Source organism: Streptococcus sp. 2018162 (assembly GCF_019754175.1).
In the GTDB taxonomy this organism is placed as follows: domain Bacteria; phylum Bacillota; class Bacilli; order Lactobacillales; family Streptococcaceae; genus Streptococcus; species Streptococcus hashimotonensis.
The window spans coordinates 11,605-26,585 of sequence record NZ_JAIJZP010000011.1 but is presented as its reverse complement, the minus strand read 5'-3'; the positions used below and the strand labels follow the sequence as shown (position 1 = coordinate 26,585).

General features: G+C 40.5%; 7 protein-coding genes. 2 read left to right on the top strand and 5 right to left on the bottom strand.

Translation table 11 applies throughout. From position 1 onward, the window contains the following. Positions 1-66: 66 nt before the first annotated feature. From K5Q22_RS08465 to uvrC, 5 genes are all read right to left on the bottom strand, one after another. Positions 67-7,329: a MucBP domain-containing protein gene (locus tag K5Q22_RS08465; RefSeq protein ID WP_205013606.1), complete on the bottom strand. Its 7,263-nt coding sequence runs from the start codon at positions 7,327-7,329 to the stop codon at positions 67-69. 293 nt (positions 7,330-7,622) lie between these two features. Then, entirely contained in the window at positions 7,623-7,787 is a 165-nt protein-coding gene (locus K5Q22_RS08460; RefSeq protein ID WP_024384426.1) for a hypothetical protein, read from the bottom strand. 259 nt (positions 7,788-8,046) lie between these two features. Beyond that, on the bottom strand, positions 8,047-9,360 hold the full coding sequence (gene obgE, locus K5Q22_RS08455; RefSeq protein WP_032504854.1) for a GTPase ObgE: 1,314 nt from the start codon (positions 9,358-9,360) through the stop codon (positions 8,047-8,049). A gap of 203 nt (positions 9,361-9,563) precedes the next feature. After that, complete coding sequence (locus tag K5Q22_RS08450; RefSeq protein ID WP_002943675.1) at positions 9,564-9,692, bottom strand: DUF4044 domain-containing protein; 129 nt, start codon at positions 9,690-9,692, stop codon at positions 9,564-9,566. Positions 9,693-10,392: 700 nt separating this feature from the next. Next, positions 10,393-12,162: an excinuclease ABC subunit UvrC gene (uvrC, locus tag K5Q22_RS08445; protein ID WP_205013605.1), complete on the bottom strand. Its 1,770-nt coding sequence runs from the start codon at positions 12,160-12,162 to the stop codon at positions 10,393-10,395. Between the two features lie 454 nt (positions 12,163-12,616). Here uvrC and K5Q22_RS08440 point away from each other — a divergent pair, with 454 nt between their 5' ends. Together K5Q22_RS08440 and K5Q22_RS08435 are read left to right on the top strand one after the other, a co-directional pair. Next, a complete protein-coding gene (locus tag K5Q22_RS08440) occupies positions 12,617-13,360 on the top strand; it encodes an ABC transporter ATP-binding protein (RefSeq protein ID WP_205013604.1) in 744 nt (247 codons plus the stop codon). After that, positions 13,357-14,967, top strand: coding sequence for a permease (locus K5Q22_RS08435; RefSeq protein ID WP_205013603.1), 1,611 nt, complete (start codon positions 13,357-13,359; stop codon positions 14,965-14,967). Before K5Q22_RS08440 ends, K5Q22_RS08435 begins: the two co-directional genes overlap by 4 nt. Positions 14,968-14,981: the final 14 nt, after the last annotated feature.

Below are 14,981 nucleotides of genomic sequence, written 5' to 3'. Positions count from 1 at the left end.
TTTCTACATTTATCTAAATTTCTTCACTTATTCTATCGGGGGAAGAATTCGTGTAAAGAAACATAATTAGTCTTCGTTACGACGACGTTTGCCTGCAAGAGCGATTGCTGCAACCAGCATCGCTGCACCAAGGACGCCAGCTGAAGATGAAGCTTCACCAGTATTTGGCAATTGTTTCGCCTTATCCGCAGTTGGAGTCGGAGTTGCTGGCTGAGGCTTCACAGGAGTTTCTGTAGCAGGTGGGGTCGGCTTATTAGAAACTTTGCGATAAATATGCGTTGTGTTACCTTCAACATCAACTACAGTACGTACATATTCATAACCAGGAATTGATTTATTTGGTGTTGTACCGTCTTCTTGTGGTGCAACAGGATTACCTTCTTCATCAACGTGTTTTGTTATGACTGTCTTAGTTGGTGTTTTCTTGTAGATGTGGGTTGTATTGCCATCTTCATCAGTAATCGTCTTACCTGTGAACTCATATCCTGGGATTGATTTATCAGGTGTTGTACCTTCTTCTTGCGGTGCAATCGGATTACCTTCTTCATCAACGTGGTTAGTTACAACTTTCTTAGTTGGTGTTTCAACTTTACGATAAACATAGGTTACCTCAGTTGTTTTACCACCTACAACAGTACCGTTTTCTGAACCATCAACACGAACAAGCTCATAAGTTGTACCATCTTCTGTAGTGATAGTAGTTGGTTTGTTGTCGGTTGTATCATAAGATTTACCAGCTGGTGCATCTGTTTCATCATTTACAGGTGACTTGATGACTGTGCCATCTTCTGTTACATAGTTAACAACAACATTACCGTTTTGAACATAAGGAATTGGTGTATCTTTACCAGTTTCATCTGGAGTTGGTGGTACATAACCTTTACCTGGATCATTTGGTTCAACCGGTTTCAATGGTGTATTGTCCTTAGGATCTACTGGTGTGTAGCCTGGAACATAAGGAATATTTGGAACTTCACCGTTTGTTCCTGGTGTTGTTGGATCAACCGGTTTATCAGGATTTGTTGGGTCAAACGGATAAGGGATAACTGGGTTAACTGGTGTTGGATTTTCCGGTGTTGACGGAATTTCTGGAATCCAGTTCGCAACTTTCTTGTACACATAAGTAACAACAGTTTCGCCTTCTACAACTGTACCATTCTCTGAACCAATTGTCTTAGACGGGATCAATACGTAACGTGAACCATCTTCCGTTGTAATTTCAGTTGGTTTGTTATCGGTTGTGTCGTATGACGTACCTTCTGGAGAGGTTGGCGTATCTGTCACAGGTGACTTGATAACTGTACCATCTTCTGTTACGTAATTAACAACAACCGTACCATTCTTAACTGCTGGAGTTGGTGTAGATACCTTACGATAAACATAGGTTACTTGTGTTGTACCCTCTACGACAGAACCAGATTCAGAACCGATTGTCAATACTGGCACGATTTCATAGACAGTACCATCTTCAGTCGTGATAGTAGTTGGTTTGTTGTCGGTTGTGTCGTATGCTGTACCTGTTGATGCAGATTTAGTATCTTCGACAGGTGTCTTGATAACATTACCTTCTGTATCGATATAGTTAACAACAACATTTCCTTTCACTTCTTCGTAAACATAAGTTACTTGCTTATCTTCACCTGAAGTAATTGTTCCATTTTCATCACCCGTTGTTGCGTTTGGAACAAGTTTGTAGGTCTTACCGTCTTCGGTTGTGATAGTTGTTGGTTTGTTATCTTCTGTTGTATAAGACTTACCTGGCTCAGCGTTTTCTTCATCCTTCACAGGAGACTTGATAACTGTACCATCAGTCGTTACATAGTTGACTGTGACTGAACCACCTGGTTCGTAGATGTATGTGACTTCTGTTGTACCTTCGACGACATTACCTGTCTCGCTATCACCAGATTTCACTTCCTTGTAGTAGTATGTAACACCGTCGTGTTTGATAATGGCAGGTTTGTAATCTGTTGTATCGTATGGTGTATCCAATTTAGCATCTGTTGTATCATTTACTGAAGTTGCGATTGTTTCACCATTTGTATTGACATAATTAACAACGACACTACCATTTGGTTTTGGAGCAGGAGTTGTTACTTTTTGGTATACATACGTTACTTGTGTTGTACCTTCAACTACTTTACCTGTTTCCTCGCCTTTTGTTAATACAGGAACAAGTTTGTACTCTGTACCATCTTCTGTCGTGATAGTAGTTGGTTTGTTGTCAGTTGTGTCGTATGCTGTACCTGTTGATACAGACTTAGTATCTTCGACAGGTGTCTTGATAACATTACCTTCTGTATCGATATAGTTAACAACAACATTTCCTTTCACTTCTTCGTAAACATAAGTTACTTGCTTATCTTCACCTGAAGTGATTGTTCCATTTTCATCACCCGTTGTTGCGTTTGGAACAAGTTTGTAGGTCTTACCGTCTTCTGTTGTGATGGTTGTTGGTTTGTTGTCTTCTGTTGTATAAGACTTACCTGGTTCAGCGTTTTCTTCATCCTTCACAGGAGACTTGATAACTGTACCATCAGTCGTTACATAGTTGACTGTGACTGAACCACCTGGTTCGTAAACATATTGAACAGTTGTTGTACCTTCGCTTACAGTACCTTTCTCAGTAGCAGATGTCGCTTTAACTTCTTTGTAGTAGTATTTCACGCCATCTTTAGTGATGGTTGTTGGTTTGTAATCAAGGGTCTCATAAACTGTTCCAACAGCTGTTTCAGGTGTATCTTCAACATCCACTGCGATTTTTTCGCCGTCAGTATTGTAATATTCAACTACAACATTACCTGTTTTAGCAACCGGTGCTTCTACTTTACGATAAACATAGGTTACTTCCGTAGTTTTACCACCTTCAACTGAACCATTCTCATTTCCATCGGTGCGAACAAGTTCGTATGTTGTACCATCTTCGGTAGTAATTGTCTTCGGTTTGTTATCAGTCGTATCATACGGACTACCTGGTTTTGCGTTTGTTTCATCATTAACAGGTGTCTTGATGACTGTACCATCTTCTGTGATGTAGTTAACAACAACATTACCAGCTTTTTCGTATACATAAGTGACTTCTGTTGTACCTTCTACAACCTTGCCTGTTTCGTTTGAACCAGCTTGAACCTCTTTGTAGTAGTATACATCACCAGTCGCATCTTCAATGATTTTCTCTGGTTTGTTGTCGGTTGTATCGTAAGCTGTACCTGTTGATGTTGCTTTAGTATCTACGACTGGAGTTGCAATAACTTTTCCGTCAGTATTGACATAGTTAACAACAACATCACCTTTCACTTCTTCGTACACATAGGTTACTTCAGTTACGCCTGGAACAACATCGCCTGTTTCAGAACCTTTTGTAAGGGCTGGAACAAGTTTGTATGTCTTGCCGTCTGCTGTTGTGATTGTTTCTGGCTTAACATCTGTTGTGTCATATGGAGTACCTGTTGAAGTTTCTGGTGTGTCTGTAACAGGTGCTTGGAGAACAGTTCCGTCAGTAGTTACGTAGTTAACAACAACTGAACCTTTCACTTCTTTGTAGACGTAAGTGACTTCTGTTGTCTTACCTGCTTCAACGTTACCAGTTTCGTTACCGATTGTTGCAGTTGGGATCAATTCGTAAGTCTTACCATCTTCTGTAGTGATAGTCGTTGGTTTGTTATCTGTTGTGTTGTATTCAGTACCTGGTTTAGCGTTGGTTTCGTCATTTACAGGTTGCTTAATAACTGTACCATCTTCTGCGATGTAGTTAACAACAACGTTACCAGCTTTTTCATAAACATATTGAACAGTTGTAGTTGTTTCTGCTACTTTACCAGTTGTTGGAGCAGAAGTATCCTTCACTTCTTTGTAGTAGTAAACGGTGCCATCATCAGTTGTGATAGTCGCAGGACGGTTGTCTTCGTCTGTGTTGTAAACTGTACCAACTGAAGCATCATCTGTATCTGTTACAGTTTTCGCAATGACATTGCCCTCTGTATCGTAGTATTCAACAACAACATCGCTGACTACTTCTTCGTAGATGTAAGTGACTTCTGTTGTCTTACCTGCTTCAACGTCACCAGTTTCATTACCAATTGTCGCAGCTGGAACAAGTTTGTAAACTTTGCCATCTGTAGTAGTAATTGTTTCTGGCTTGTTATCTTTTGTATCGTATGGACTACCTGGTTTCGCGTTTGTTTCGTCGTTTACTGGATCCTTGATAACTGTACCGTCAGCAAGTGTGTAGTTGACAACAACATTACCAGCTTGTTCATATACGTAAGTGACTTCTGTTGTACCTTCTACAACCTTACCTGTTTCGTTTGAACCAGCTTGAACTTCTTTATAGTAGTAAACTTCGCCAGTTTCAGTAGTGATTTTATTTGGCTTGTGATCAGTTGTATCATAGGCTGTGCCAGTTGAAGTTGTCTTGGTATCTACTACTTGTGCGGCAATTACTTCACCATCAGTATTTACATAGTTAACTACAACATCACCCTTAATTTCTTCATACACATAGGTAACTTCTGTTGTACCAACAACGACCTCGCCTTTTTCATTACCAATGGTAAGTGCAGGAACTAGACGATATGATTTACCATCTGCTGTAGTGATTGTTGTTGGTTTGTTATCTGTAGTATCGTAAGTCGTACCTGTTGAAGCATTTGTTGTATCATTTACAGGTGCCTGAATAACGGTACCGTCTGTTGTAACGTAATTAACAACAACATTACCTTTTACTTCTTCATAAACGTAGATAACTTCTTTAGTAACACCTGCCTCGATCTCGCCAGTTGTTCCCGCTGAAGTTGCTGAAACTTCTTTAAATGTATATGTCTTGCCATCTTCTGCAACAATTGTTGTTGGTTTTTCACCATCTTGTGTCGCATCATAAGTGGTCCCTGGTTCCCCATCAACTGTATCAACAACTTTAGCTTTGATAACATCGCCAGCTTCGTTGACATAGTTGATATTTACATGGCCAGCAGGAACATAAACATACGTTAGTTCTTTTATAGTATTGCTTGCAACTGTTCCAGTTTCAGCAGTAATTTCTTCTACTGTACGCTCATCATCTGCATGTGTAGTAGCGGCAAATACTCCTGCATTGCCAACACCATCAATGTTTTTGTAGTAGTAAGTAACGCCATCTTTTACAATGGTAGCATCACGAAGTGTAGTTGTATCGTAGCCTGATCCTGTATCTCCGTGAGCAACGGCTACCTTACTATCTTGAAGGATATTTCCTTTTTCATCAACATAGAAAACTTCAACTGAACCTTTTTGAACATAATAGTAAGTTGTATCAACGTTAGCTTCTGCAAACTCATTATACAGTGTCCAAAATGCAGTTTTACCTGGGAATGAGTATGGACGTGTTGCATCGTACCCTTCGAGTGTGGTCTCTGCCGTCCAATATTTCAAATTATCCAAAACACCTGTTGTATAAACAGTCTCATAAGTAGAATCATCTGCATCAGCGGCTTTACGTTGAATGGTAATAACAATATCTCCATCCTCTGAAACAAATGTTTTCACACGGCGCTCAATAAACCCAGCACGTGAAGGAGCAACTGTGATTGCTGTCGTACCAATAGCATATCCTTCTGAAATCTGTCCCGATTCTTGTGCACCTGAAACATATTCATAATTTGTCACATCACGCTGTGTTGAAGAAGTAAATTTATCACCTTCAAGACCACTAATAACATAGGTTCCAATCAATTCATCAGTACCTTGTACACGGTAATAAGTCGTTTGAGTAGCAATTTTCGGAACATAACTCCAAAGTTTGTGAACTGGATCTCCTTTTTGCACTAAACCATTAGACTGCCAAACAGCTCTAGTACGTAAATCAGGAGACTCCGCACTGCCATAATAAAACTCTAACCGATCTGTCTCTTTTCCTCCAAGTGTTATTTTTTCATAAGTGACAGTAAAGTTCAAGGTATGAGGAACATATGAGTTAGTTGCTGGATTAGGAACTGTAATTGTTACATTTGCGATTTGACCGTTCAAAACTTTTGTTGTATCCCCAAGAGATACAACGGTTTCGCCAAGTAGAATTTGTGTATCCTTGTTGACGATACGAACATACACATCTGTATTCGTTGGGTCAGTCATATCTCTAGAAACAGTCATATACAAATTTTGACGACTAGCTGTTTCATTAACCAATGCGTATGGATCAAGATTAGAAACAAGGAAAGTATAGCGACCCGCAGTCGGATCATTCTTCAATTCTGCAGTTTCTGTAAAAATTGGACGAGTTATTGTAGCACCTGCAGGATCATCCATGTCTGGCGACACAGTAAATCCATCTGCAATTGCACCCTGACCTGATGTTTGAAGTGTTTCGAAGTCTGAGCCTGGTCCTTGGTTAAGCAAACCATAGGTAAGGTTGCTTGTTGATGAAGTTGTTGCCAACATTACAACAATATCACCATTTTCTGAGTACTTACGCAACTCAAGAACAAGTGCTTCTACGTTCGAACGAACAGCATCAATTTGAGCATTCACGGCTTCAAACGTTGCAGTTGAATCGTTCAATACCACTGTTGCTTCTGTTACAACCAATTTAGTTGCGGCAGCTGCTGTTTTCAACGCTTCATTTGTGCTATCTGCAGCAACCAAATGATTAGCCTCATTTGCTAAAAGCTCTGCTTCCGAAGATACTTGTTCAAGAACAGTTTTAGCTTCTTCTACAGTTGCTGGTGTTGCTGTAGATGTTGAAGTTTCAGTCGTTGAAGCTACTGTTGATGAAACTGTTCTTGCAGTAGTTGATGAAGCAGTAGTTGAACTTGGAGTTGTTGATGAAGTTGTCTCAACTTTTTTAACTACTTTAACTGTTACAACATTTTGACCATTTTCTACAACTTCTTGAGTCACATTTGCGGATTGACCTGTAGCCAACTCATAACCTGCTGGTAGCTCAACATAAACTGGAATAGTTGCCTTAGCCACTTCTTCAGTTGTATTGATCGTTGCAGTTTCAATGCTTGCATTCACAACTGTACCATCTTCCAATACATATGTAACGATATAGTTAATTGTTGCTATACGTTCTTGGTCAGTGACAGTCTGAGCATCAATAGTCAGACTGGAAGTAGAAGCAACAGCTTCCTCGGTACTTGTGCTTGATTCTGTCGAAGTAGCCGATGTACTACTTGCAGTAGTCGCATCTGAGGATGCCGCGGTCTCTTCTGCTTTAACAGTTTGTGCACCAGCCCCCATCACCAATGACATACCAAGCAAGACACTTGCAGCACCAAAATGATATTTACGGATTGAGAAATGTTGCTTCATTCCGTACCAATTAAACGACTTTTTCTTAGCTTTACGCATCGAAAAAACCTCCCCCAATTTTTTATTTATTAATTACAAAAATTTTACAGATTTTACAAAAAATCATTAAAAATTCAGTAACTATCTATTGTATTATACTATAAATAATTGAACACGCCAAACAATAATGTCCAATTTCCTTAAAAATTATATTTATTAATATTTCAGTGAATATTTACGCCATTTATACATGTAAATGCATTTTTAGACATAATATTATATTGATAAATATCGCATTTAAAAGTAGATATAAAAAATCTGCCTGTTTTTACGCTAACAAGCAGATTTGGGATTTATTCTTTTTCTTTTTCCTTTGCCAATCGTTCTCTTTCTAAACGAAATTTCCGATTAGGATTAAGTGTATTAAAAAGTTCTTCTAATTTCTCAGCATTCCATACATCGGCTGCTGAGACAAAATTTCCATCCTTATCCTTGAAGGATATTGGTTTATCACCCATATAAACCTCCAACTATTTTATAGATTGTTTACAAACGATCATTAACTGAATGAAATTAGTAAGGTTGGTAGGTAGTCCGCCATAGCGGCTACCGTACTACATCAAGTCCTTTAGGACTTAGAGGTAGTTCCAACGTTACGACACGGAGCCCAAATGGTCGATACTACCATTTGGGTGAAGTTAGTAAGGTAGCTAGCCAAGGTCCCCTAGGACTTGGCGTAGTTTGACTAGCAAGTTAACTTGCAGTCAAACTGCTACGTTAATCCACAAACTCAAATTCGAACTTGCCGATGCGAACTGTGTCGCCGTCTTTGGCTCCGCGGGCACGGAGGGCTTCATCGACACCCATGCCACGCAACTGGCGTGCAAATTTCATGACAGATTCATCACGATCAAAGTTAGTCATGGTGAAGAGTTTTTCTAGTTTATCACCAGATAGAACCCAGCTTGCATCGTCTGCACGACTGATGTCAAATTCTGGCTCATCTGGGTTAAAGCCATAGTATGCCTCTTCTTCTTGGAAATCTGATTCGTCGTAGAGCAAGAATTCAGGCGTTTTCTCGAGCAACTCAGCTGTGGCTTCCAAAAGATTTTCCAAACCTTGGTGAGCAATCCCTGAGATTGGGAAAATCTGTGGCAGTTCGTCAAATTCGTCGTAGTTGGCTGCCAATTTCTTCTTGAACTCTTCCAGATTTTCTGCCGCTTCTGGCATATCCATTTTATTGGCAACGATAATCTGAGGACGTTCCATGAGGCGAAGATTGTAGGTTTCCAATTCATTGTTGATGGCTACGTAATCTTCATAAGGATCACGACCTTCACTTGCTGACATGTCCAAAACATGCAAGATAACACGTGTCCGCTCGATGTGACGAAGGAATTGCGTTCCCAATCCAACACCCTGACTAGCACCCTCAATCAAACCTGGTAGGTCTGCCACAGCAAATGACTCGCCAGATTTGGTCCGAACCATTCCCAAATTTGGCACAATGGTTGTAAAATGGTAGGCACCAATTTTAGGTTTAGCTGCTGTAATAACACTGAGAAGCGTTGACTTACCAACTGATGGGAAACCTACAAGACCTACATCAGCCAACACTTTCAATTCTAATTCAAGATTGCGTTCCTCACCTGGTTCTCCATTTTCAGAAATCTCGGGCGCTGGATTCTTAGGTGTCGCAAAACGAATATTTCCACGACCACCACGACCACCGTGGGCAATAACAAATTCTTGACCATTTTCAACCAAGTCGGTGATGACCTTGCCAGTATCCGAATCACGAACAGTTGTCCCCTGTGGTACTCGAACAATCAGGTCTTCCGCACCACGACCATGCATGCCCTTGGTCATCCCTTTTTCACCATCGTCAGCTTTAAAACGACGGTTGTAACGGAAGTCCATGAGAGTACGCAAGCCTTCATCTACAACAAAAACAACGTCTCCGCCACGGCCACCATCACCGCCCCAAGGACCGCCATTAGGTACATACTTTTCACGGCGGAAGGCGACCATCCCGTCGCCACCTTTCCCTGCCTTGACCTTAATCTTGGCAGTATCTAAAAACATACTCATAATTTACCCTATTCTTTCCTAGAAAAAAACGCTTAAAAGCGTTTTAGACCTGTATTCACAAGCGAAGTGCTTATATATAAGAAATCGTTTTTAGCCAATCAAGGTAGTTTTTCAAAATACTGACTGTATTTTCTTAAAAAACTAACGATGAGTGCTTAAAAACTAGCCTTAGTATAGAAGTGCTGAACAGTGAATACAGATTCTTAATTCATCAATGCATTAATGGCTGGTAAAATCAAGCCAGCTAATGTCACGACAACCATCACGACAACAATTACTAAAGTTACTTTTTCAAATGTTGTTTTCTTGTGTTTTTCTTCGCCGAACGCCATTGCTTTCTCCTTAATCAGTCATTGATAATTCATTTTACCATAAATTAGTATAGCTTTCAAATCTCATCTCTACCTGCCAGAAGACAAGATTTACCAGATTATCTAAAAAGGACTGCTTTCCAGCTTTTGACTAGAAAGACAGTCCTCGTGCTTTTCAGAAATATTAGGCAATTAAACAGATACCAAACGTTTTACTTTTAATCCAACTCCAACAAGCATAAGTAAACCACAAATGTAATAAGCAATAGGCAATTCGATTATACGACTCCAGAATTCTTCTCCTAGAGCCAGAATGGGTAAGCAATAAAAATACAATGTAAGCATAAAAGTCATGACAAAAATAACCAGTTGAATATTTTTATGACCTTGATAATTGATGAAAAAGAATGCTAAAAAGATTAGAATAGAGGACAAGGAAAACAAGTTTTGGCTGAAATACCGCCAACCTGACACAAGGAAAACAGAATAATTTTCACTGTCCGTAGTATATGCAAACGGCAGTAACATACACAATATGAACAACAATCCAACTGCATGTGTGATATATCTTTGCATAACCTTACCTAACCCTCTATTTTATTAGCAATAAATTGAAGCTTATCAAGTACTTTATATATATATTATAATATAAATTACCAAAATTGTAAAGCACTTTGATGTATTTTTATTAGATTTTTGGATATTATTACACCGTTTGGTTTTACTTCAACTTCTCCTTAACCTTCTCCGCCACCTTATACGGCACTCCTGCTTCTGCGATTTCCTGCAAACTTGCTGACTGGATATTGCCAATAGACTTGAAATGCTTCATCAAAGCCTGTTTGCGTTTTGGTCCCAAGCCTTCTATGCCGTCCAATTTGGATGAGAAGGAATTTTTTGACCGAACCTGACGATGAAACTCGATAGCAAAGCGGTGAACTTCATCTTGAATCCGATGCAGGAGGAAAAATTCCTGTGAATTGCGAGGTAACTCAACTACTTCCAATGGATTGCCAAAAAGCAACTCGTGCGTCTGGTGCTTGTCATTCTTCTGTAAACCTGCAATGGGAATGGACATCCCCAACTCCTGCTCGATGACCTGCTTGGCAACATTGACCTGCCCCTGACCACCGTCAATGATAATCAAATCAGGCGGTGTCAAACCGTCCCGCAGCACCCGACTGTACCGCCGCTGCAAAACTTCTCGCATGGATGCATAATCATCTGGCCCCTCCACCGTCTTAATCTTATACTTGCGGTATTCTTTTTTATTAGGCACCCCATTTTCAAAGACCACCATAGCCGACACAGGACTGGTCCCCATGATGTTGGAGTTATCGAAAGCCTCAATCCGCACAGGCGTTGGAATCCCCAAAAGCTGACCGATATTCTCCACAGCACCATAAGTCTTCTCCAGATTTTTCTCCAACAGATTAAACTTCTGCTCCAGACTAACACGCGCATTCTTGGTCGCCAGACTGATGAGCTGCTTCTTCTCGCCACGCTGGGGCTTAAGCACCTTCGTATCCACCAGAGCTTCTACGGCTTCTTGGTCAATATCCTGCGGTATCAAGACCTCCGACGGAATCAAATGTTGCTGGTCCCTGTAAAACTGACCGATGTAGGTCAAAAAATCTTCGTCCGCATCATTGTAGTATGGAAAAAGATTGACATTCCGCTCAATCAGTTTCCCCTGCCGAACAAAGAAAACCTGCACACACATCCAGCCCTTGTCCACATAGTAGCCAAAGACATCTCGATTTTGCAAGTCATGAGCCATCACACGTTGCTTGGTCCGCAGGGTGGAAATGGATTGCAGGACATCTCGGTATTCCGCAGCCTTTTCAAATTCTAAATTGCCAGCAGCCACTTTCATCTTTTCCTGCACTTCCTTGACAATCTTATCATCATGACCTGTCAAGAACTGGGCCACTTCCTTACTCATCTTGTCATAGTCAGACAGGCTGGGCTGGTTGTCCCCGTGGGCCAGACATTGCCCCAAATGATAATAAAGACAATACTTATTCTCAGGCAATTTGCACTTGCGGAAAGGATACAGACGCTCCAATAGTTTGAGTGTCTGGTTAGCCGCACCCACATCTGGATAGGGACCAAAATACTGACCGCCATCTTTTTTTATCTGCCGTGTAATGATCAGCCGTGGATGACGTTCCTTGGTAATTTTGATAAAGGGATAAGACTTATCATCCTTGAGCATGATGTTATAGCGAGGCTTGTTTTCCTGAATCAGATTGATTTCCAGCAAGAGCGCCTCGATATTGGAATCCGTCACGATAAATTCAAAGTCGGCAATTTCAGATACTAAGGCCTCTGTCTTGGTATCATGGGCGCCACGAAAATAAGACCGCACCCGATTGCGCAGGTTTTTGGCCTTGCCCACATAGATAATCTTTCCGTACTTGTTTTTATGGAGGTAGCAACCCGGACTGTCCGGCAGCAACTCCAACTTATGCTTGATCAAATCGTTCATAGGTCTATTATAGCAAATTTTCTGATAATCGAGCTTATTCCACTCCATTGTATATAGTCTTTTAGTTTACTTTTAGTACTCGCTTCAAAGGTTTGGGGAACCTTTGAAGGCTGGAAATAGCGCGAACCAAGTTCGCTTCAAAAGCCGCAGGCATAACTAAAGTTAGGCAAGGCGAGTTCAAACAATCCAGTGGAGTGTTTGAAGTTGGAAATAAGGAAACGGAGTTTCCTATTACGTCGAAGTAATAAAAGAAAAACTAAATGACGATACTCGACTTCTTGGAATATATCCGCATCCATACTACAAAAATATTGATAGAAACTATTGCTTTTGTACTAATTCAGCAGTATAATAAATGTAATTAATTGTATATATTATTCGAAGAACATTGGAATAAGGCTTGGAATACCTAGCAAGCTCCTACTTTTAGTTCACGAATAACAAGGAGGTTACTATGATACAATTTGACCATATCACAAAAACATACGGCGAAACAATCGCACTTGATGACCTAAATTTGACAATTGAAAGCGGCGAGATTTTCGGTTTAATTGGTCACAATGGGGCAGGAAAAACAACGACAATCAGTCTATTGACTTCGATAATCGAAGCCAGTTATGGAACTATCTCAGTTGATGGTTTAAATCTAGAGGAGAACCGCGATGAAGTCAAGAAACGGATAGCCTACGTTCCAGATTCGCCAGACATCTTCCTACACCTAACAGCTTTTGAATACTGGCACTTTATGGGCAAGGTCTATGGTGTAGAAAAGGATGCAGTTGATGACCGTATCACTAAACTATCTAGTCTATTTGATATGACCGCGCGCCAGCATGAACCTATTGATAGTTTTTCACACGGTATGCGTCAGAAAACCATTATTATTGGTGCATTGATCCCTAACCCTGATATTTGGATTTTGGATGAACCCCTAACTGGACTGGATCCTCAGGCCTCTTTCGACCTAAAACAAATGATGAAAGAACATGCTCAATCTGGTCACACCGTTCTATTTTCTACACACGTCCTTTCAGTAGCTGAACAACTCTGTGACCGCATTGCTATTCTTCGAAAAGGGCAACTCATTTTCGTAGGAAGTCTAGATGAACTCAAATCACAGTATCCAGATAAAGATTTGGAGACCATCTATTTGGAATTAGCTGGACGCCAACAAGTGAAGGCAGGTGAGGAAGTATGAGTAAATCCATCATTTGGGAACTAGTAAAGATTAATATTCTTTATTCCAATCCTCAACTTCTAGCTTCCGTCAAGAAGAAACAAAGCAAGCGCAAAGACACCTCCTTTTCAGCCTATAAAAGTGTCCTCTTGCAACAAGTATTTATGGTTTTGAGTTTCGGACTTCTCTATTCTGTCTTTTTCATGGGAGTAGATTATAGTCAGTCCATCGGTTTCTTTTCTCTGCAACTAGCGCTCTTTACCATTATTGCTATTGTCTACGGTTTTACAGGTTTCTTCTCCGTTTTCTACGATAGTAAGGATACAAAGTTGTATTTAGCACTTCCCCTGAAGCCACAAGAAGTCTTCCTCGCTAAAATCCTCTCTGCACAAGGGATGGTCTTACCCTTCCTCATGCCATGTCTGTCTTTACTTCTAATCACTTACTGGCAAATTGGCGGTCCGCTCCTCGCCTTAGCTTCCATTCCTTCCTTTTTGATACTCTGGATTTTAGTTAATTTAGTCAATCTGATTATCATGCACTTTGTTGGGGAAGTTCTGACAAAAAGCCCTCGTAAAACATTGATTTCTACAATCCTGATGACAGGTTCTTCCTTGCTGGCTTTTGCTGCACTCATGTTCCTGCAATCTCAGCAGACCGTTTCACTCGAATCTGGTGGCTTTGTTGATTTTCCTATCATACCTATATTTGCTGGATTCCATTACTTGGTCAGCCATACTATCTCACTAGAAACACTCCTTCATTTTGGACTTCCTCTCATTTTGATGATTGGACTTATTGTGTTTGCGTTTAAAACTGTCATTCCCAACTACTTTAATCAAGTTTTGGCGATTGAAAATGCTTCGACAAAACGGACCAATAATGCTAAATCTGCCAAGATTCCTAGCAATCTCAACCAGGCTTTAGTGAAACACCACCTATCTACTCTTAAAGATAGCAACCTCATGGTCCAAACCATGATACAACCAATCATCATGGGAGTGGCTCTTTTTCCAAGTTTTAGCCGTTTCATGGAGAATGGTGGTCTGAGTTCAGTTGAATGGGATTTCTTTGGTATTGCTCTATTAGCTGGATTCTTGCTTGGCAGTCTATTTGCTGGTTCTACAACCTTCATCGGAGTCGCCATGTCATTGGAGAAGGAAAATTATCATTTCATCCGAACACTTCCTATAAGTTTCAAAAAATTTATCATCCAAAAATTCTGGGTATTGGCTGCCGTGCAATTTGCACTACCGACTCTACTTTACTTTGCTTTGGCGCTAGGTTTCATGAAAGTCAAATTCATTCTAGCATTCTTCTTTACAATCGGCATCATTATCTCAGCCCTGCTAACTGGTCAGATTTATTACTGGCGTGACCAACGACTCCTCATGCTCAACTGGCAAAATAGTAACCAGTTATTTGGTCGCGGAGCGGGTCAATGGTTGATTGCTGGATCGATCATAGGAACAATGTTTCTCGGAGCCATCATTCTAGTTGTCAGCATCATATTAGCTGGCACTATTGGTGCTGCTTATGTAAGCTCAGCCTTGATGACCTTACTGCTCATCCTATCTGCTGCTCTTCAACTATATATCTACAAAGCTTATTGGCAAAAACTAAAATAGATTGGACAATGCCT

Bases quoted from the DNA above. Each gene is read 5' to 3' on its own strand.
- K5Q22_RS08465 (WP_205013606.1), bottom strand. From the start codon at position 7,329: ATGCGTAAAGCTAAGAAAAAGTCGTTTAATTGGTACGGAATGAAGCAA.
- K5Q22_RS08460 (WP_024384426.1), bottom strand. From the start codon at position 7,787: ATGGGTGATAAACCAATATCCTTCAAGGATAAGGATGGAAATTTTGTC.
- obgE (WP_032504854.1), bottom strand. From the start codon at position 9,360: ATGAGTATGTTTTTAGATACTGCCAAGATTAAGGTCAAGGCAGGGAAA.
- K5Q22_RS08450 (WP_002943675.1), bottom strand. From the start codon at position 9,692: ATGGCGTTCGGCGAAGAAAAACACAAGAAAACAACATTTGAAAAAGTA.
- uvrC (WP_205013605.1), bottom strand. From the start codon at position 12,162: ATGAACGATTTGATCAAGCATAAGTTGGAGTTGCTGCCGGACAGTCCG.
- K5Q22_RS08440 (WP_205013604.1), top strand. From the start codon at position 12,617: ATGATACAATTTGACCATATCACAAAAACATACGGCGAAACAATCGCA.
- K5Q22_RS08435 (WP_205013603.1), top strand. From the start codon at position 13,357: ATGAGTAAATCCATCATTTGGGAACTAGTAAAGATTAATATTCTTTAT.